The sequence below is a fragment of the Pseudomonas carassii genome, from assembly GCF_036324045.1.
GTDB lineage: Bacteria > Pseudomonadota > Gammaproteobacteria > Pseudomonadales > Pseudomonadaceae > Aquipseudomonas > Aquipseudomonas peradeniyensis.
In genome coordinates this window covers 1-18993 of record NZ_JAZDCT010000048.1, presented here as the reverse complement: position 1 = coordinate 18993, position 18993 = coordinate 1, and the positions used below count along the sequence as shown (strand labels likewise).

At 66.2% G+C, this 18993-nt stretch carries 14 protein-coding genes and 1 riboswitch; of the genes, 7 read left to right on the top strand and 7 right to left on the bottom strand.

Features of this window, described 5'->3' with window-relative positions:
- Positions 1–105 precede the first annotated feature (105 nt).
- Entirely contained in the window at positions 106–3036 is a 2931-nt protein-coding gene (locus tag V0R62_RS24690; RefSeq protein ID WP_330105572.1) for a TonB-dependent receptor, read from the bottom strand.
- A gap of 170 nt (positions 3037–3206) precedes the next feature.
- Here V0R62_RS24690 and V0R62_RS24685 point away from each other — a divergent pair, with 170 nt between their 5' ends.
- Both V0R62_RS24685 and V0R62_RS24680 read left to right on the top strand, forming a co-directional pair.
- A complete protein-coding gene (locus tag V0R62_RS24685) occupies positions 3207–3746 on the top strand; it encodes a sigma-70 family RNA polymerase sigma factor (protein WP_330105571.1) in 540 nt (179 codons plus the stop codon).
- Entirely contained in the window at positions 3739–4671 is a 933-nt protein-coding gene (locus V0R62_RS24680) for a FecR family protein (protein ID WP_330105570.1), read from the top strand. Before V0R62_RS24685 ends, V0R62_RS24680 begins: the two co-directional genes overlap by 8 nt.
- 178 nt (positions 4672–4849) lie before the next feature.
- On the opposite strand, the gene V0R62_RS24675 is transcribed toward V0R62_RS24680, so the two are convergent.
- From V0R62_RS24675 to V0R62_RS24665, 3 genes are read right to left on the bottom strand one after another with little or no spacing between them, the layout of a single operon-like run.
- The gene (locus V0R62_RS24675) at positions 4850–5650 is read right to left on the bottom strand and encodes a nucleotidyltransferase domain-containing protein (RefSeq protein ID WP_330105569.1); all 801 of its coding nucleotides are present in this window, start codon (positions 5648–5650) and stop codon (positions 4850–4852) included.
- A gap of 39 nt (positions 5651–5689) precedes the next feature.
- Positions 5690–6895, bottom strand: a complete 1206-nt coding sequence (locus V0R62_RS24670) for an RtcB family protein (RefSeq protein WP_330105568.1) — start codon at positions 6893–6895, stop codon at positions 5690–5692.
- Positions 6896–6934: 39 nt separating this feature from the next.
- The gene (locus V0R62_RS24665) at positions 6935–8053 is read right to left on the bottom strand and encodes a slipin family protein (protein WP_330105579.1); all 1119 of its coding nucleotides are present in this window, start codon (positions 8051–8053) and stop codon (positions 6935–6937) included.
- Between the two features lie 1017 nt (positions 8054–9070).
- On the opposite strand from V0R62_RS24665, the gene rtcR reads away from it, so the two are divergent.
- Positions 9071–10654, top strand: a complete 1584-nt coding sequence (rtcR, locus tag V0R62_RS24660; protein ID WP_330105567.1) for an RNA repair transcriptional activator RtcR — start codon at positions 9071–9073, stop codon at positions 10652–10654.
- 36 nt (positions 10655–10690) lie between these two features.
- Positions 10691–10832, top strand: a riboswitch (FMN riboswitch).
- Positions 10833–10912: 80 nt separating this feature from the next.
- Positions 10913–11563 carry a 3,4-dihydroxy-2-butanone-4-phosphate synthase gene (gene ribB / locus V0R62_RS24655; RefSeq protein ID WP_330105566.1) on the top strand — a complete coding sequence of 217 codons (651 nt, stop codon included), beginning with the start codon at positions 10913–10915 and terminating at the stop codon, positions 11561–11563.
- A 147-nt stretch (positions 11564–11710) separates the two neighbouring features.
- Here ribB and V0R62_RS24650 read toward each other — a convergent pair whose 3' ends face one another.
- The 3 genes from V0R62_RS24650 to V0R62_RS24640 are packed head-to-tail and all read right to left on the bottom strand — an operon-like array spanning position 11711 to position 15444.
- Positions 11711–12904 (bottom strand): SGNH/GDSL hydrolase family protein, encoded by a 1194-nt coding sequence (locus V0R62_RS24650; protein ID WP_330105565.1) that lies wholly within the window; start codon positions 12902–12904, stop codon positions 11711–11713.
- A 1-nt stretch (position 12905) separates the two neighbouring features.
- On the bottom strand, positions 12906–14042 hold the full coding sequence (locus V0R62_RS24645; RefSeq protein WP_330105564.1) for an SGNH/GDSL hydrolase family protein: 1137 nt from the start codon (positions 14040–14042) through the stop codon (positions 12906–12908).
- On the bottom strand, positions 14029–15444 hold the full coding sequence (locus tag V0R62_RS24640) for an MBOAT family O-acyltransferase (protein ID WP_330105563.1): 1416 nt from the start codon (positions 15442–15444) through the stop codon (positions 14029–14031). The genes V0R62_RS24645 and V0R62_RS24640 overlap by 14 nt, the downstream gene beginning before the upstream one ends.
- Before the next feature lie 220 nt (positions 15445–15664).
- Between V0R62_RS24640 and V0R62_RS24635 the strand changes: the two genes are divergently transcribed.
- From V0R62_RS24635 to dxs, 3 genes are all read left to right on the top strand, one after another.
- The gene (locus V0R62_RS24635; protein ID WP_028690287.1) at positions 15665–15907 is read left to right on the top strand and encodes an exodeoxyribonuclease VII small subunit; all 243 of its coding nucleotides are present in this window, start codon (positions 15665–15667) and stop codon (positions 15905–15907) included.
- A complete protein-coding gene (gene ispA / locus V0R62_RS24630) occupies positions 15904–16791 on the top strand; it encodes a (2E,6E)-farnesyl diphosphate synthase (RefSeq protein WP_330105562.1) in 888 nt (295 codons plus the stop codon). Before V0R62_RS24635 ends, ispA begins: the two co-directional genes overlap by 4 nt.
- A gap of 251 nt (positions 16792–17042) precedes the next feature.
- A complete protein-coding gene (dxs, locus tag V0R62_RS24625) occupies positions 17043–18938 on the top strand; it encodes a 1-deoxy-D-xylulose-5-phosphate synthase (protein WP_330105561.1) in 1896 nt (631 codons plus the stop codon).
- The last annotated feature ends 55 nt before the right edge of the window (positions 18939–18993 follow it).

Genomic DNA, 18993 nt, shown 5'->3' with positions numbered 1-18993 from the left:
CAACCGTTTAAGGCGATCGCGGCTTATCAAAAATGAGCCAAGACCGTCCCCGAGAAGCCGGCCACAAGCCGGCTTTTTAATGCCTGCCGAACAGCCGCGCGTTCCTCAGAAGCGCGCCACCATCCCCACCCGCCAGGTACGCCCCGGTGCCGGCATGAAGCTCTGCGCCAGCGGGTCCAGGTAATAACGATCCGTCAGGTTCTGCACCGACACATTCAGCTCGGTGTGCTCCAGCAGCTTGTACTTGAGGAACAGGTCGAACAACGCCACCGAGCGGTAGTCGATCTGCGGCGTGGTCGCGCCGGTCTGCCAGGGTTTGTCCATCTGCGCGGTCGGCCCCGAGCTGTAGGTCATGCGTCCGCCCACGGTCAGCGCCTCGTCGAAGAAACGCATCCCGCCGAGCAGGTTGGCCGAGAAGCGTGGCGGGTTCTGGGTGTTGGTGTACGAGCCCATGTAGCTGCCTGACGTGCAGTCCGGGGTGTCCTGGGTGCGCTGGTAGCGATTGGCGCTGGCGCGCAGCTTGGCGGCGAAGGCCGCGTCGCAGGTCTCGGTCATCAGGTAGTAGGTGGCCGAGAGGTCGGCGAACACGCGCCCGGCATCGTAGTGCGACTGCAGTTCCAGGCCACGGGTGTGGAAGCTGTCGGTGTTGCTGAAGGTCATCTGCCCCCACAGGCCCGGGCTCGGGTCGTAGTAGCGGGTGATGTAGTTCTTGATGTCGTTGTCGAACCAGGCCAGCTTGGCCGACGCCTCGTCGCCCGCGGTCAACAGGTCGCTGCGCAAGGCACTCACACCCACTTCCCAGCTGCGCGAGCGCTCGGGCTTGAGGTGCTTGCCCGGAGTGACCTGCTGGGTGCCCTGGCTGGTCTCGAACAGCGAAGGCAGGCGCAGGCCCTCGGTGTAGGAGGCATAGACGAAGGTGTCCGGGAGGAACTCGAAATTGATACCGAAGGCCGGTGCGAAGCCACCGCCGCGGCTCTTGCCCTGCGGGGTGTAGTCGTAGCCGGTGACCACGTTGCTGATGCCTTCGGGGTGGACTTGCACATTGGTCGCGCCGGACTCGTTGAACGGCACGCCATTGAACGGCTCGTTGCTGTTCTCGAAGACGATGCCGTTGTTCAGGCGTGGGTCGGTGGCGTCGGTGTACTGACCGTTCTGGTCAGGGAACCACATCATGCTGCCCCAATGCCCCGGGCTGCTGGCGGTGATCCAGCGCATTTCCCGCTCCTCGCGGCGCGCCTCGGCCAGCACGGTGTTGTCCTTGGTCTGGTAGTGGGCATAGCGGCCGCCGCCCCACAGCGTCAGTGTTTCAATGGGTTTGTATTCCAGGTTGCCGTTGAAGCTGAACTCCTGACGCGAGGCATCGCGCAGCATGCGGTTGGCGTTGATGTCGTGCTGGGTGGAGACCACGCTCTTCTGCGGCTGCAGGTCCTCGAGCTGGAAGGCGCCGCCCAGGTCGAGCTTGAAATCGCCATGGGCGGTTGTGAAGCGCGAAACGTTATTCAGGTCGCCGCCGATGCGGCGGTTGTCCTGGCGGGACCAGGCGCGGTCGGTACGGTACAGCTGCGACTTGGGCGCCATCCAGGCCGCGCTCAAGGTACTGGTCTTCGAGTCGGTCAGCCACAGCCTGCTGGTGAGGTCCACCCACGGATTGCCCTCGGGTAGGTAGTGATAGCGGGCGGTGTAGGTGTCGATCTGGATTTCGCTGGTGGGGTACTGGTAGATGCCGGCGGTGCCGTAGCGGAAGATGTCCGACGGCATGATCTCGCCCATGTGTCCGTCGAAGCGGCGGTAGCCCAGGTCCAGGGTGTGGTCGTCGGCCAGCCGCCAAGTGGTCTTGAGCAGGTAGGAGTCGGTCTCGAACGACGAGTTGAGCACCTCCTCGCCAGCGTTGTAGGTGTTGGCGACACTCGGCTGTTCGTCACCGTCGCGGTCGTAGAGACGGTAGCGATCCTGACCTTTCTTGCCGGAGAAATAGTTGCCCTGGTTGCGGTGCGCATAAGCCGCCACCAGGTCGAAGCGTTCATGGGAGTAGCCGAAGGCGGCGCTGCCGGACTCGGCCTTGGAGCCGAACAGGCTGCCGCGTTCGTCGCGTGGCACCGCGCTCAGGTCCTCGTCCCTGGAGTTACGGTTGCGGTGCTCGGGCTCCACGCCGTTGTTCCACAGGTTGCCGGTCAGGCGCACGCCGACATCCTTGCCATCGACCAGGATGTCATCGACTCCAATGGTCTTCATCTCCACCGAGCCGCCGATCGCTCCCGAGCGGGTACTGGGGCCCTTGTTTACCGTGACGCTGCTGATCAGGTCGGGGTCGATGTAGCTGCGCTGCTGGGTGCCGCCGTAGCCCCGGTAGACATCCACCGCCTGCTCCGAGCCATCGACCCTGACCGCCACCCGGCTCTGCCCCTGGATGCCGCGGATGTTGACGTCCAGCGCGCCGCCATTACGGCTGTCGCCTACCTGCACGCCGGCCACGCCCTTGAGCATGTCGCCCACCGAGACCGTGCTGAAGCGGTCGAGGTCCTCGCGTGACAGGTGCACCGTCGAGCGCGGCGCGCGGTAGGTGTCGCGCTGTGGGTCAACCAGTTCGCTGGCCGCGACCATGGTCGGCGTCAGTTCCGTCGCCATCGCCGATGCCTGGGCCTGCGGGATAAGGATGTACGCACCCCGCGAGTTTGCCAGCAGTTGCAGGCCGCTGTTGACCAGCAAGCGCCGGGCCCCTTCCTGCACGGTATAGCGCCCCTTGAGCGCCGGCGCGGCGCGGCCGCGGGTCAGCTCGGGGTCATAGGACAGCAGCAGGCCCGATTGGCTGGCGAACACACCCAACGCGGTGCCCAGCGGCCCCTGGGCGATGTCGTAGTCGCGTGGCGTGGCATCGTCGAGCCGGGTGGACGCCACGGCCGGGGACTCGGCGGCCTGGGCCAGGGTCGAAGCCGTGCCCATCAGGCAGCCGAGCATCGCGCAACGCACGGCGAAGCTGATCGGGGACAAGCGTTGCGAAGGACGCGAAACAGGGGAAAGCCGACGTATTGCGGGCATGCTTTTCTCGCTCGTGAGGTCAGTGCCCGGCACTCGATGCGGGCTTGCACCCCTTCTGTCGCATGACGGCGAAAAAGGTATATGCGTGCGATTCGCATTTTCACTTGATCTTGTGATTTAACCAAATCTAGTGATAATTGTTTGCATTTACACCCTGACGCCTCCCAGCCATGACCCTTTTCAAGTCCCCATCCCAGTCCGCCGAGCAGTGCGCCGTCACCACACTGTACATCGAGCACCATGCCTGGTTGCGCGGCTGGCTGGCGTACCGGTTGCGCTCCTGGGGGCGCGGCGTGGCCGACGACCTGGCCCAGGACATCTTCGTGCGGGTGCTCGCCAGCCGCGACAGCAACCAGCCCGACACCTTGCGCCAGCCTCGCGCCTACCTGACACGCATCGCCAACTGCGTGCTGGTCAGCTGGCGCCGACGCCATTCGCTGGAACAGGCCTGGCTCGAGGCGCTGGCGCTGGTGCCCGAGGCGCTGCAGCCGTCGCCCGAGCAGCAGAGCGTCATCCTCGAGACCCTGCACGAGATCGACGCGGTGCTCGACGGCCTGCGCCCACGGGTCAGCCAGGCATTCCTGATGGCCACCCTGGACGGCATGAAACAGAAAGACATTGCCCAGGCCCTGAACATCGCGCTGCCGACGGTGAAGAAGTACATCCATGAGGGCTACATGGCCTGCCTGAGCCAGATGCCCGATGAGTGAACAGCCCGCCATTGCCCAGGCCGTACTTGCCGAGGCCGCCGCCTGGTTGCTGCTGATGCAGGAAGGCCCGCTGACGCCAGCGCAACAGCTCGAACTGGAACGCTGGCGGCGCCGCGACCCGGACCACGAACGTGCCTGGAAGCGTGCCCAGCGCCTGCTGACCCGCCTCGGCACCCTGCCGCCGACCCTCGCCCGGCAAACCCTGGTTCGGCCGCAGGACAGCAGCCGGCGCACCGTGCTGCGTGGCCTGCTGGTGCTGATCGGCGCAGCCCCGCTGGGCTGGTGGGCGTGGCGGCAGACCCAGGAGGGTGTCGACTACCAGACCGCAGTGGGCGAGCGCCGCGAACTGCTGCTGAGCGATGGCACCCAGGTCACCCTCAACAGCCACAGCGAGCTGCGAGTGGCGTATTCGGCCGAGGAGTGCCTGCTCCACCTGCGCCGTGGCGAGGTATCTATCGTCACGGCGGCGGACCCGTCGCGGCCGTTGCGGGTGCGGACCGAGCACGGCCTGATGCAGGCGCTGGGCACCCGCTTCAGCGTGCGCCAGCTCTCTCGCGAGACCCAACTGGCGGTCTATGAAGGCGCCGTGCGCGTCACCCCCGAGGCCGGCAGTGGCACCGTGATCCGCGCAGGCTCACAGGTGCGCTTCGACCACGACCGGCTTGGCCTGGTGGAAATCGCCCGCGACACCCAGCTGGCCTGGCGCAATGGCTTGCTGGTGGTCGACGACATGCCGCTCTTGCAGTGGGCCCAGGAATTGATGCGCTACGGCGACCAGCGCCTGGTCTGCGATCCGGCCGTGGCCGAGTTGCGGGTCTCCGGCAGCTTCCCGGTCGATGACCTGCCACTGGCCCTGGCCATGCTGAGCGAGAGCCATGGCCTGCGCGTGCGCACCGAAGCCGGCGGGATGTTCATCAGTCGCTGAAATATCCACATGCTTGCGCAGCAGTGCATGGGAGATCGCCCAGGACACTGTACCTCTGTGGGAGCTGGCCTGTCCGCGAACACCGGCGCAGCCGGTGCCATACACCGTGCTGGATTCTTCGCGGGTAAACCCGCTCCCACAGGATCTCGCTAAGTCAATGAGTTACGTGTTTACCCAGTCATGCAGGGTACTTGTGCACAGTCTCCCGCAGAAACCCATCCAGCAAGCCGCTGTCACCCCGTATCACCGGCACCTCCCGCGCCTCATCAGCCCGTGCCAGCTCGGCCTCGATGAACTCGTGCAACACCTCATCCCGCGGTCCGTGCTCGGCCTCGCCACTGCGACGCTTCACAGCCAGCAGCGCGTCGATCGCCGCCTGCAGCCGCGGGTCATCGACGGTACGCGCCATCAGCGCGGCGAACGCCGTCGGCGGCATGCCCAGCCCCTGGTCGATCCAGCGCACCGCCAGCAACGGCCGCAGCACATACAGGTACTTCTTGAAACGCACCGTCTCGCCCATCAGGTAGCCGCGCAGGTTCTTGCGCGCCATCGACAGGTAGTGGTGGCGCACCGCGCGTGGTGAATAGAACGCCTCGCCCAGCTCGCGCAAACGCCCGGTAGCTTCGGCGTCGGCACGGTACACCAGCGGCGAACCCAGCCACTCGAGCAAGCTCGGGTTGGCGCCGCGCATCAGGCGCAGGGTCTTGCGCAGCTCCCAGCCGCTGATGTCCAGCTCGTCGCTCAGCGGCCGCTCGATCACATCGCGAGGCTCGTCCACCCGCAGGTACCAGTCGTTGCGCGGCACATAGACGAAGCGCACATCGTAATCGCTGTCCGGCGAAGCGAAGCCCCAGGCACGGCTGCCGGACTCGCAGGCATAGAGCACGCTCACCTCGTGCTCGCGCTCGATACGTTGCAGTTCATCGAGCACCCGGGCGCGCATGGCCTCGGGCAATGGGTGGGGGTCGTCCTGATACATGTCTTCGTTCCTTGTACAGGGCGCCAAGCGGCGCCCGTTTCAACCTTTCACGCACACTACCTGACGCAAGGTGTGCACTACTTCTACCAATTCCCGCTGGGCCTGCATCACCGCATCGATGTCCTTGTAGGCCATCGGGATCTCGTCGATCACATCCTTGTCCTTGCGGCACTCCACATGGGCGGTGGCGCGCTGCTGGTCCTCGACGGTGAAGCGGCTCTTGGCCTTGGTACGGCTCATCACCCGGCCCGCGCCGTGACTGCACGAACAGAACGCCTCCTCGTTGCCCAGGCCACGGACGATGAAGCTCTTGGCGCCCATGGAGCCGGGAATGATGCCCAGCTGGCCCTTCTGCGCCGACACCGCGCCCTTGCGGGTCACCAGCACCTCACGACCGAAGTGCTGTTCCTTCTGCACATAGTTGTGGTGGCAGTTGACCGCCTCGAGGCTGGCCTCGAACGGTTTGCCCAGCACCTTGCGGGTGGCGGCAACCACCGCCTGCATCATCAGCTCGCGGTTGTGCCGGGCGAAGTCCTGCGCCCACTCGACCGCCTCGACATAGTCGGCGAAGTGCCGGCTGCCTTCCTCGAAATACGCCAGGTCGCGGTCCGGCAGGTTGACCATGTGCTGGCGCATGTCGGCCTGGGCCAGTTCGATGAACAGGTTGCCGATGGCGTTACCCACACCACGCGATCCGCTGTGCAGCATGAACCAGACCCGGTCGGCCTCGTCCAGGCAGACCTCGATGAAGTGGTTGCCGCCCCCCAGTGTCCCCAGGTGCTGGCGGTTGTTGGTCTTCTCCAGCCGCGGGTGCTTGTCGGTGATCGCCTTGAAGCGCCCGGCCAGGCCGCTCCACACCTGGTCGGCCTGGTTCGGCACATTGTCCCAGGCGCCCTGGTCGCGATGACCGAAGGTCTTGCCATGGGGCACGGCCTTCTCGATGGCCGTGCGCAGACCGTGCAGGTTGTCCGGCAGGTCGCGGGCGTGCAGCGAGGTGCGCGCGGCGATCATGCCGCAGCCGATGTCCACGCCCACCGCCGCCGGGATGATCGCGCCCACGGTGGGGATCACGCTGCCGATGGTCGAGCCCTTGCCCAGGTGCACATCCGGCATTACCGCCAGGTGTTTGAAGATGAACGGCATCTTCGCCGTGTTCATCAGCTGCTTGCGGGCGTCGTCCTCGACCGGCACACCGTCGGTCCACAGTTTGATCGGCTTGCCGCCCGCCACTTCGAGTATGTTCATTGCCTTGTTCCTTGTTGCGCTACGTCATGTCGCAAAGGGTCAACCCGCCTTGAGGCTGACCATTCCATTCAATACCTGATCCAGGCCACCGAACACCGAAATCCGGTCGATACGCTCGGCCACCCGCTCCAGGGTTTCCAGCTCCTTCAGGCGCAGGGCCGTCGGATTGCCTTCCATCACCTTGGCGGTGTTGAGCAGCGAACGGGTCGCCTGGGTTTCCTCGCGGCGCCGGATCACGTTGGCCTGGGCGGCCTTTTCCGCCTCCACCACCTGTGCCAGCAGGGTCTTCATTTCGCCCGGCAGGATGATGTCGCGCAGCCCGAGGCTGCCCACCTCCAGGCCACTGCCCGGCAACTGCGCCTGCAGGTGCTCGGTAACGCTGTCGTCGATCAGTTGTTTGTTCTCCAACAGCTCATCGAGGGTCCGGGTGCCCACCGCCGCACGCAGGCCGAACTGCAGCTCGCGGTACAGGTGCTCAACCGGCTTGCTCATCTGCCCATGGGCACCGAGCACGTCGGTATAACGCCAGTTGGCCACCAGGCTCAGGCGCAGGTTGACCTTGTCGCGGGTGAGAATCTCCTGGCCGCTCACCTCCAGCGCCTGCAGGCGGGTGTCGACCATTTCCACCGCTACCTGGCTGCCGCAACGCCAGTAGCCATGCTGCCCGGGCTCGAGCAACCCAGCCACCACGCCGTCGATCTTCAGCACGCCGACATGGAAGGCCGGCACCAGCGCCAGCAGTACATGGTCCATGCCGGCGATACCCGGACGGTTCAGGCGGGTCACCAACTCGGCGTCCAGGCGCTGGCCGTGGGTCAGGTCGAGACGTTGCAGCTCGTGCCTGGCCTGGTCTTTCCAGTAGGCGCGGCGGCTGTCCGGCGGCAGCACTTCGACCAGCTTGCCGTCCTCGAAGCGCAGCCCAACCTCATGCTCGCTCAGGTCCATGCATACCAGGTGCTGGTCCATGCCCCGGGCGAGCAACTCCCGTACGTTGACGTCCGAAACCGGACGACGCGTGTCCACAGTGTCCACCACCACCTGGGCGCCGCAGCGCCAGAAACCGTGCTGCCCGGCCTGCAGCAGGTCGACCACGACACCGTCGATGCGCAGCACACCGACACTGAAGGTCGGCACCGTCACCAGCAGCACGTTGTCCATGCCGGCGATTCCCGGTTTGTTCAGGCGTGCCAGCAGTTCGGCGTCCAGGCGCCGCCCCTGGGCCAGGTCGATCCGCGTCAGGCTCTGCCGGGTCTGGCCTTTCCATTGCAGGCGGCGGCTGTCCGCTGCCAGCAGCTCTTTCAACTGGCCATCCTCGAAACGCAAGCCCACTTCGTTTTCGGCCATGTCCAGGGTAAGGAAATACTGCTCGACCAACGCCGGCTCATGTTGGCGCAGATAGCGCTCGAGGGGATAGTCGTGCAGCGGAGAATCCTGGGGGCAGGTCTTCAGCGTCAGCCGCCCCTGCCAATCGAAACGCTTGTACTGGCCCGGCTCGAGGATCGCCTCGAAATCGCCATCGTTCAGCAACAGGCCGTGTTCGTTCTTCTTCACTACAAAGCGCTTCAACATGTTCATCTTGCTCATCCTTTGTTCAATGTCCTTGGTTGCCGGTGGTCGCCAACCCAGCGAGCGTCGCGAGCGAAGCCTGGCGGAGTCCGGGGCCGGGAGCCTTGCTCCAGCGGCCGCCATCGTTGCGCCAAGCCCGGCCGGCGAGCCGGGTGGGCCAGCGGCGGGCCAGGCGTCCTTCGCAGTGACGGGCCGTCCTGGCCCTGCTTGCGTTGCCTGTGCCCCACCGGCGGGTGTTGCGGTTACAGCTACCTTAGGAGGGTAGTGCCGGGGCGTTGCCCGGCGAGCGTCTGCGACGGCCTTTCCAGGGGTCCAGCGCAGCAATGACCGGTCGTTGCGGCGGCGGCATGCACGACACCGACACCTGAAGGTGGGTACGTGCACCGGCGGGGGGTTCCCCTGTCCCGAGGGCCTGCCTGGCGATGCGGTCGAGAGGGTTATTGCGAGCGGCGTGCCAGGTTTTCATTCGGCACTGATAAAATTATCTAAGTAATTGTTTTATATAGATTTATTTTTGTCTGATTAATTCGAGCACAGTTCGAATGACACATGGGCATTCAGTTTTTCGTATACCATCAGATACCAATTTATCTTCAAGGATAATCAAGGATGAGCAAGCCACTCGTCGCCATCGGCTTCCTCGGCACCACCCTCGACCGCAACGGCAAGGGCGCCGCACGCTGGAACCGCTGGCGGCCGACCATCGGCCTGTGCCAGCAAGCCGACCTGCCCCTGGACCGCCTGGAACTGATCCACGGCCCCAGCGCGCGCGACCAGAGCCTGGCCGACCGCATTCGCGGCGACATCCAGCAGGTCTCGCCCGGCACCGAGGTGCGCCTGCACCCGCTGGCGCTGCGCAACCCGTGGGACTTCGAGGAGGTCTACGGCGCCTTGCACGACTTCGCCAGCGGCTACAGCTTCGACACCGAGCACGAGGACTACCTGGTGCACATCACCACCGGTACCCACGTCGCGCAGATCTGCTGGTTCCTGCTCACCGAGGCGCGCTACCTGCCGGCGCGCCTGGTGCAGACCTCGCCCTCGCGCAAGCAGGACGAAAACAGCGACCCGGCCGGCATCGCCACCCTGATCGACCTCGACCTGTCGCGCTACGACCCGATCGCCTCGCGCTTTCGCCGCGAGCAGGTCGAGGGACAGTCGCTGCTCAAGTCCGGCATCGCCACGCGCAACCCGGATTTCAACCGCACCATCGAACAGATCGAGCGGGTCGCCCTGCGCTCGAAGGCCCCCATGCTGCTGGTCGGCCCGACCGGCGCCGGCAAGTCGTTCCTGGCCCGCCGCGTCCATGAGCTCAAGCGCGGGCGCCATCAGCTGGGTGGGCGCTTCATCGAGGTAAACTGCGCCACCCTGCGCGGCGACGGCGCCATGTCGACCCTGTTCGGTCACGCCAAGGGCGCCTTCACCGGCGCCCAGAACGCCCGCGACGGCCTGCTGCGCGCCGCCGACGGCGGCATGCTGTTTCTCGACGAAATCGGTGAACTGGGCGCCGACGAACAGGCCATGCTGCTCAAGGCCATCGAGGAAAAACGCTTCTTCCCGCTGGGCGCGGACCGCGAAGTGGAAAGCGACTTCCAGCTGATCGCCGGCACCCACCGCGACCTGCGCGCCAAGGTCGCCGACGGCTCGTTCCGCGAGGACCTGTTCGCTCGCATCAACCTGTGGACCTTCGCCCTCCCGGGCCTGGCCGAACGCCGCGAGGACATCGAGCCGAACCTCGATTTCGAGTTGCAGCGCCATGCCCGCGAACAAGGGCGCCAGGTGCGCTTCAACCTCGAGGCCAAGCGCCGCTACCTGGCCTTCGCCCATGCCGGCGAGGCCCGCTGGGCCGGCAACTTCCGCGAGCTGTCGGCGTCGATCACGCGCATGGCGACCCTGGCCGACAGCGGGCGTATCGATGAGGAAATGGTCGAGGAAGAGATTGCCCGGCTGCGCTATGCATGGGGCCTGGAGTCGGCCAGCGAGCCACTTTTGGCCGACCGCGCACTCGACTTGTTCGACCAGGTGCAGTTGCAGGCGGTCATCGAGGTCTGCCGCCGCGCGCCGAGCCTGTCAGAAGCCGGGCGCCAGCTGTTCGCGGTATCGCGACAGGAGAAAGCCAACCCCAACGACGCCGACCGCCTGCGCAAGTACCTGGCGCGCTTCGGACTGGACTGGCAGCAACTAAAGTCGTAGGGCTTGCCAGCCCGCAGGCACAGTGCTGTATGCTTGGCCGGTCTTCAGGGCGGGGTGAAAGTCCCCACCGGCGGTAAATCGAAAGATGAGCCCGCGAGCGCCCCAGCCATGCTGGGGGTCAGCAGATCTGGTGCGACTCCAGAGCCGACGGTCATAGTCCGGATGAAAGAAGGCGTTTGGCAGGGGCCGTCCGGGTGCCCCTGCGCGCGCATTTTGTTCGCCCCGAGACGTTCATCGATCATTCACGAGGAGCGTTTCATGTCCACCTTGCTCAACAAGCAATTCCCTAACGTCAGCGCCGCCATCGCCGCCTTCCAGGCCGGGCGCCCCGTGCTGCTGCTTGACGACGACGACCGCGAGGACGAAGCCGATATCGTCGCCGCCGCCGAGAACCTTTCGCTGCAGACCATGGCCATGATGATCCGCGATTGCAGCGGCATCGTCTGCCTGTGCCTGGACGAAGCCACCGTCGATGCCCTGCAGCTGGCGCCGATGGTGCAGAACAACCAGGCCCGTCATGGCACCGGCTTCACCGTCACCATCGAGGCGGCCCAAGGGGTCAGCACCGGCGTGTCGGCGCAGGACCGCATCACCACCATCGAAGCCGCGCTGCGCTCGACCGCCCAGGAACGCCATATCGTCAGCCCGGGCCATGTGTTCCCGCTACGCGCTCGCGATGGCGGCGTGCTGACCCGTCGCGGCCACACCGAAGGCTCGGTGGACCTGGCCCGCCTGGCCGGCCTGCGCCCGGCGGCGGTACTGTGCGAACTGATGACCCCCGACGGCAGCATGGCCCGCGGCGAGCAGGTGGCGGTGTATGCCCGCCAGTACAACCTGCCGGTGCTGACCATCGAGGAACTGGCGCGCTATCGCGAGGCGATGGTCGAGCTGCAGGCCGAGCCGGCCTGAATCATCCTGGGGCCGCTGCGCGGCCCCTTTCGCGGCACAAGGCCGCTCCTACAAGGGATCGCGACCTCCTGTAGGAGCGGCCTTGTGCCGAGAATGGGCTGCAAAGCAGCCCCAACAATCTAAAACCCACCGCCGATCAAGCTGTCGTCAACGCAACCCCAACGGCCCCTTCAGAAACTCATACAACCCCGCCGCACTCTTGCGATAGCCATCAGCCGTCAGGTGCACCAGATCCGGCCGTGCCAGCCCACCCGCCTGCCAGCCGGCGATCGAGCACGGCCCGCCCATGAAACCCTGCCAATCCCAGAACAGCGCCTTGTGCTTGTGCGCCATCTGCTTCTGGATACGGATCACCGAGGCCAGCGGTTGGGGCTGGCGCGCCGCGCAGCTGCGCGCCTTGCGCTGTTTGATCGAATCCGGCGGCCCGACCAGCAGGATCGCCGCCTGTGGCAGGTCCTTGCGCAGGCCCGTGAGGGTCGCGTCCAGTTGCGTCTGATACAGCGCCAGGTCGAGCTTGTCGTCGAACGCTTCATTGGTGCCGTAGGCCAGGATCACCAAGTCAGGCCGCACGGCCTTGAGGCTGTCGCGCCAGCCCGGCTGCCACTTGTCCACCACGTCCAGGCGCGCACCGTTGATGCCCAGCGCCGAGTAGGTCACCCCGGCATTCTTCTGCCCCTGGATGTACCAGCCACCCAAAGCGACACCCCGGCCACCCTCGACACTCAACTGCACCGGCAGGCCGACATTGGCGTAAGCCGGGCTGAAGCGCCACTGGCCATTGCTGGCCGGCAGCACGCGGCGCTGGCCGCCATTGACGAAGAGGCTGGTGCTGGTGGTCGACTGGTACAACGCCGAGACCTTGTAGCGCTGGCGATCCTCATCACGCGCCTGCAACACGACACTGGCGCGATTGGCCAACGGCAGCGACAGGTAGCCCCCCAACGGGAACTGCGGGCTCTGCTGGTTGCGCGCCGACACCAGCTCCCACTGGCGCTTCTCGCTCTTGATGATCACCCGGTCGTTGCGGATCCCCGGCACCGGCGAAGCCGGAACCAGGCCGATGCCGCCATCGCCATAGCGTGCCTGCAACAGTTTGCGCAACTCGCCGCTGAACAGGTCGGCGGCGGTGTGCGAGTCACCCAGCTGGACGATGGCAACCGGTGCCCGGCCGGCACTGCGCAGCTTGCCGGCGAGCAAGGCGAGGTTGCCGTCCTGGCGGGCGGCGGGCGCGGCAGCGGGCCGTGCCGTGGGCTGGGCGCTCACGCTGTTGGCGCCGGTACTGCAACCCGGCGCGGCGCTGATCAGCAGGGCCAGGCCCAGTAGGTGATGCCATTGGCGCATCTCAATGTCCTGTAACGGTCAGGCCCGGGAAACTGATCAGCGACAGTACCTGTTCGGCGATCATCTTCTGGCCTGTAATGGTGAAATGAATACCGTCGTCGACCCGTACCTTGACCCGCTTGCCCTGCGGTGTCTGCACCGTATACGAGAAGTTGGCGTCGGCGTAGCCGAGGATCGGGTTGGCCGAGACGTAGTGCTGGCCGAACAGCGCGGTCTGCTCCTGATAGAGCCCGCTGAGGTAGCCCATGGCCGTGGACAGTCGCGCCTTCTCCATGTTCGGCGGCCCGACCCAGATCACCTGCACGTTGTGCGCGCGGGCCTGCTCGAGGATCGAATCGATGCGGGCGCGGTAGGCGAGCTCCCACTCCGGCGACTTGAAGCGCAGGAACGGCTTGCCCTTGCCCTGGGGCATGTCCCAGGGGTCGTTGGGGCCGAGGAACACCACCATCAGGCGCACGTTGGGTTCGTGATCGAGGGTGTCGGCCACGGTCTTCGGCCAGTTGAAGAAGCCCGGGTAGGCAAGGCCGGTGCTCTGCTTGCTGAGGTTGACGGTACGGATCTGGTAGCGCTTGCGCAGGCTGTTGGCCAGGTGCGGCGCCACGCCCTGCATCAGCGAGTCGCCGACCAGGAACACTTCGTCGCCAGCGGCCAGCGAAGCCACGGTACCCGGCTGCAGCAACGCGGGTGCAGACGCGGGCGGCGCAGGCTGGGCGACAACGACGGGGGCTGGCGCATGAAGCGGCGCAGGCGTCGACTGCACATGCGCCGGCGTCGACACCGGTGGCAACGGCTTGGCCACGGCCGCCGGGGTTTCCAGATCGACCGTGACCACCGGCAACGGTGCAGGCAGAACCTCGACCGCCGGCCCCTCGGCCAGTTGCGCGGCGGGCAGCAACTGCTCGAGCAGGTCATCGCGCTGCGCTTCCAGCATCGCCGTCAACTGCGCCCCCGCGCGCCAGGCAGGCATCTGGCCCAGCAGCGGTATCTCGCAGCTCTGGTGGTACTTCTGCTGGCAGTAGAGCTTGATCGAGTCCTGGTTCAGCCAGAACAGCAATGCAGTGGTGACCACGATCGCATACAAGCCACGGGCGGCGCCCATCTGAACCTGGAACAGCTGTTTGCTATCAGAAGCTTGCATAGATGAACCCCGGTACGCCCGACTGCGAAGCGAAAATCACCAACGACACACCGACCCCGAGCGGGATCGGATACAGCTGCCACGGCAGGCGCTGGAACAGCGCGCCACTCTGGCGCAACAGCGCCAGCCACTGTGGATAACTGGCCACGAACAACACGCAGGCCAACAGCATCAGGCCCGTGGCGCTGTTCAGCCCCGCCAGGCTCAGCTGGCCGATGTCGCCGAGCATCTCCAGCGCGCCGTCCAGCGTCGGGCTGCGGAAGAAGATCCAGGCGAAGGCCACGTAATGGAAGGTCATCAGGCGCGCCAGCAGGCCGGAACCCGGCAGCCGGGCGAAGCCCGGAAACCACTGGCTGAACAGCTTGGAAATGGCCAGGCCGACGCCATGCAGGGCGCCCCAGATGATGAAGTTCACGCTCGCCCCGTGCCACAGGCCGGACACCAGCATCGCCAGCAGCATGTTCAGGTTGCCGCGCCATGCGCCCTTGCGGTTGCCGCCCAGCGGGATGTACACGTAGTCGCGGATGAAGCGCGACAGGCTGATGTGCCAGCGCCCCCAGAATTCCTTGAGATTGTGCGCGGCGTACGGCGCATCGAAGTTGTCCGGCAGACGAAAGCCCAGCAGCAGGGCGATGCCGGTGACCAGGTTGGTGTAGCCGCTGAAGTTGAAGTAGATCAGCAAGCTGTAGCCGTACACGCTCAACAGCACCTGCTCGGGGCTGGCGCTGCCCGGGGTGTCGAATACCGGGTCGACCCACTCGCTGCCCAGCCAGGCACTGAGGAAGAACAGCTTGACCACCGCCATGGCGATCAACCCCAGCGCCCGCTGCGGCTCCAGCACCTGGCGCATGGCCGGTGGGCGGATCTGCGGCAGCATGTGCAGGGCGCGGTTGACCGGCCCGGCCACCAGGCTGGGGAAGAACGCCAGGTACAGGGCCAAGTCCAGCGGCGCCGCCGGCGCCAGCTCGCGGCGGTTGATCGACACCAGGTAGCTGACCGAATGGAAGGTGTAGAACGACAGCCCGATCGGCACCAGCACTTCCAGCAGCGGCAGCGACACCTCGAACCCGGCCGCCGCCAGGGCGCCCTGGGCGCCGCCGACGAAGAACTCCTGGTACTTGAACAGGTAGAAGCAGCCCAGCACTAGCGTCAGCAGCAGCACGCGGCTGAACCAGCGCCCGGGATAGCGCCCCGCCAGCAGGCCGAGCAGGTACACCAGCGCGCTGTAGCCCAGCAGGATGTACAGCGACTGCAGGCTGAAGCTCGCCACCAGGCCATAGCTGGCGGTCAGCAGCAGCAGATTCTGCAGCCGCACGCTCCAGCACAGGCTCCAATAAAGCATGAAGAACAGCGTGAAACAGAGGCCGAATTCGATCGAGAGGAAGCTCACAACGTAGTCCATTACATGACGTCGGGAAGAAAGGTCCCTGACCCGCAGGCCAGAGCGCGCGGATTATGGCAGAGGGCCGTCACCCCCACAATTCGATTGCATCGCCGATTGCAAGATGGCTCGCACCGAACAAGTGCAACAAAATGCGACGAACGATAGGCCCATGCAATTTGCTCCCCCTGCCCCGCTCTGCTAGTGTCGCGCCGTTCTGAATGCCACCGAGACAGTCGCCATGGCCCGCAAAAAAACCTCCATCGATTTCGAACAATCCCTCGCCGACCTGCAAGCCCTGGTCGAACGCCTGGAGAACGGCGAACTGTCGCTGGAAGAGTCGCTGGCCGCCTTCGAGCAGGGCATCGCCCTGACCCGCGATTGCCAGGGCGCCCTGGCCCAGGCCGAGCAGAAGGTACAGATCCTGCTGGAGCGTGACGGCGAACTGGCCGCCCAGCCGTTCGACGCGGAGCCCGAGGCATGATCGCCCAGTACCAGCAGAGCGCCCAGGCACGGGTCGACGCCGCCCTCGAACCGCTGTTCCAGGCGCCGTCGAAGGAGCTCGAACGCCTCTACGCCGCCATGCGCTACAGCGTGATGAATGGCGGCAAGCGCGTGCGCCCACTGCTGGCCTATGCCGCCTGCGAAGCCTTCGGCGTGCCGCCCGAGCATGCCAACGGCGCGGCCTGCGCGGTGGAACTGATCCACGCCTACTCGCTGGTGCATGACGACTTGCCAGCGATGGACGACGATGACCTGCGTCGCGGCCAGCCCACCACGCACAAGGCGTTCGATGAAGCCTGCGCGATCCTCGCCGGCGACGGTCTGCAGAGCCTGGCCTTCGGCGCCCTGCTCGACTCGCGCCTGAGCCCGCAGTCCGACGCCATCCGCCTGCAGATGGTCCAGGCCCTGGCCAGGGCCGCCGGCCCCGCCGGCATGGTCGGCGGCCAGGCCATCGACCTGGGCTCGGTGGGCGTCAAGCTCGACCAGCAAGCCCTGGAATACATGCACCGGCACAAGACCGGCGCGCTGATCGAAGCCAGCGTGCGCCTTGGCGCCCTGGCCAGCGCCCGCGCCGATCAGGCCCAGCTCGATGCCCTGCAGACTTATGCACAGGCCATCGGCCTGGCGTTCCAGGTGCAGGACGACATCCTCGACGTCGAGAGCGACACCGCGACGCTGGGCAAGCGCCAGGGCGCCGACATCGCCCGCGACAAGCCGACCTACCCGGCGCTGCTCGGGCTGGAAGCGGCCAAGGCCTATGCCCTGGAGCTGCGCGACCAGGCGCTGGCCGCGCTGGAGAGCTTTGGCGAGAACGCCGAACCTTTGCGGGCGCTGGCCCGCTACATCGTCGAGCGCCGCCACTAAGGCCTGACACATCCCCCTGTAGGAGCGGCCTTGCCGAGGCGTCGGACCGGTCGGAAAGGGGTGCGCAGCAACCCCAAGATTTCAGCGTTAACGCAAAGATTGCCGGGGCCGCTGTGCGGCCCTATCGCGACACAAGGCCGCTCCTACAGGATCTCTGCCGCACCGGTGGCCCTCATACACCCGTCCGAATGGGCAGCTTTTCCTACAATGGGGTAAACTGCCGCGTCTTCACACCTATAACGACACGCCTGATGCCCACGACGTTTCAAGAGATCCCCCGCGAACGCCCGGTCACGCCATTGCTGGACCGCGCCGACACGCCCGCCGGCCTGCGCCGGCTGGCCGAAGCCGACCTGGAGACCCTGGCCGACGAGCTGCGCCAGGACCTGCTCTATACCGTGGGGCAGACCGGTGGGCATTTTGGTGCAGGCCTGGGCGTCATCGAGCTGACGATCGCCCTGCACTACGTCTTCGACACCCCGGATGACCGGCTGGTGTGGGACGTCGGCCACCAGGCCTACCCGCACAAGATCCTCACCGGCCGCCGCGAGCGCATGCTCAGCCTGCGCCAGAAGGACGGCATCGCCGCCTTCCCGCGCCGCAGCGAGAGCGAGTACGACACCTTCGGTGTCGGTCACTCCAGTACCTCGATCAGCGCCGCGCTGGGCATGGCCATCGCCGCCCGCCTGCAGAACGATCCGCGCAAGTCGATCGCCGTGATCGGCGACGGCGCGCTGACCGCCGGCATGGCCTTCGAGGCGCTGAACCACGCGCAGGAAGTGGATGCCAACATGCTGGTCATCCTCAACGACAACGACATGTCGATCTCACGCAATGTCGGCGGCCTGTCCAACTACCTGGCCAAGATCCTCTCCAGCCGCACCTACGCCAGCATGCGCGAAGGCAGCAAGAAAGTGCTGTCGCGTCTGCCCGGGGCCTGGGAGATCGCCCGCCGCACCGAAGAGTACGCCAAGGGCATGCTGGTGCCCGGTACCCTGTTCGAGGAACTGGGCTGGAACTACATCGGCCCGATCGACGGCCACGACCTGCCGACCCTGATCGCCACCCTGCGCAACATGCGCGACCTCAAGGGCCCGCAGTTCCTGCACGTGGTCACCAAGAAGGGCAAGGGCTTCGCCCCGGCCGAGGTCGACCCGATCGGCTACCACGCGATCACCAAGCTGGAGCCGGCCGACAAGCCAGTGGCGCCGAAGAAGGCCAGCGGGCCGAAGTATTCCGCCGTGTTCGGCCAGTGGCTGTGCGACATGGCCGCCGCCGACAACCGCCTGGTGGGCATCACCCCGGCGATGAAGGAAGGTTCGGACCTGATCGATTTCAGCGAACGCTACCCCGAGCGCTACTTCGACGTCGCCATTGCCGAGCAGCATGCGGTGACCTTTGCCGCGGGCATGGCCTGCGAGGGCGCCAAGCCGGTGGTGGCGATCTACTCCACCTTCCTGCAGCGCGCCTATGACCAGCTGATCCACGACGTGGCGGTGCAGGACCTCGACGTGCTGTTCGCCATCGACCGCGCCGGCCTGGTCGGCGAGGACGGCCCGACCCATGCCGGCGCCTACGACCTGTCGTACCTGCGCTGCATCCCCGGCATGCTGGTGATGACCCCCAGCGACGAGAACGAGCTGCGCAAGATGCTCAGCACCGGCCACCACTACAAGGGCCCGGCCGCCGTGCGCTACCCGCGCGGCACCGGCCCGAATGCACCGATCAGCGGCGACCTCGAGCCGCTGGAGATCGGCAAGGGCGTGGTCCGCCGCCAGGGCGGCAAGGTCGCCCTGCTGGTGTTCGGCGTGCAACTCACCGAGGCCCTGCAGGTGGCCGAGCAGATCGACGCCACCGTGGTCGACATGCGTTTCGTCAAGCCGCTGGACGAGGCCCTGGTGCTGGAGATGGCCGCCAGCCATGAGTTGCTGGTGACCATCGAGGAGAACGCCATCATGGGTGGCGCCGGCGCCGCCGTCGGCGAGTTCCTGGCCCGCGAGGGCGTGGTCAAGCCGCTGCTGCACCTGGGCCTGCCGGATATCTATGTCGAGCATGCCAAGCCTGCGCAGATGCTGGCTGAATGTGGACTGGATGTGGCCGGCATACAGGCGGCCGTCACCGCCCGCATGACCAAGCTCGGCCTGTAAACCCAATCGCGGGGCCAGCCCGCTCCGCCGGCCGGGGGCGGGGCGGGGGGGGGGC

Excerpts from the sequence above, each read along its gene's own strand:
- V0R62_RS24690 (WP_330105572.1), bottom strand. The coding sequence starts at position 3,036 with ATGCCCGCAATACGTCGGCTTTCCCCTGTTTCGCGTCCTTCGCAACGC.
- V0R62_RS24685 (WP_330105571.1), top strand. The coding sequence starts at position 3,207 with ATGACCCTTTTCAAGTCCCCATCCCAGTCCGCCGAGCAGTGCGCCGTC.
- V0R62_RS24680 (WP_330105570.1), top strand. The coding sequence starts at position 3,739 with ATGAGTGAACAGCCCGCCATTGCCCAGGCCGTACTTGCCGAGGCCGCC.
- V0R62_RS24675 (WP_330105569.1), bottom strand. The coding sequence starts at position 5,650 with ATGTATCAGGACGACCCCCACCCATTGCCCGAGGCCATGCGCGCCCGG.
- V0R62_RS24670 (WP_330105568.1), bottom strand. The coding sequence starts at position 6,895 with ATGAACATACTCGAAGTGGCGGGCGGCAAGCCGATCAAACTGTGGACC.
- V0R62_RS24665 (WP_330105579.1), bottom strand. The coding sequence starts at position 8,053 with ATGGACAACGTGCTGCTGGTGACGGTGCCGACCTTCAGTGTCGGTGTG.
- rtcR (WP_330105567.1), top strand. The coding sequence starts at position 9,071 with ATGAGCAAGCCACTCGTCGCCATCGGCTTCCTCGGCACCACCCTCGAC.
- ribB (WP_330105566.1), top strand. The coding sequence starts at position 10,913 with ATGTCCACCTTGCTCAACAAGCAATTCCCTAACGTCAGCGCCGCCATC.
- V0R62_RS24650 (WP_330105565.1), bottom strand. The coding sequence starts at position 12,904 with ATGCGCCAATGGCATCACCTACTGGGCCTGGCCCTGCTGATCAGCGCC.
- V0R62_RS24645 (WP_330105564.1), bottom strand. The coding sequence starts at position 14,042 with ATGCAAGCTTCTGATAGCAAACAGCTGTTCCAGGTTCAGATGGGCGCC.
- V0R62_RS24640 (WP_330105563.1), bottom strand. The coding sequence starts at position 15,444 with ATGGACTACGTTGTGAGCTTCCTCTCGATCGAATTCGGCCTCTGTTTC.
- V0R62_RS24635 (WP_028690287.1), top strand. The coding sequence starts at position 15,665 with ATGGCCCGCAAAAAAACCTCCATCGATTTCGAACAATCCCTCGCCGAC.
- ispA (WP_330105562.1), top strand. The coding sequence starts at position 15,904 with ATGATCGCCCAGTACCAGCAGAGCGCCCAGGCACGGGTCGACGCCGCC.
- dxs (WP_330105561.1), top strand. The coding sequence starts at position 17,043 with ATGCCCACGACGTTTCAAGAGATCCCCCGCGAACGCCCGGTCACGCCA.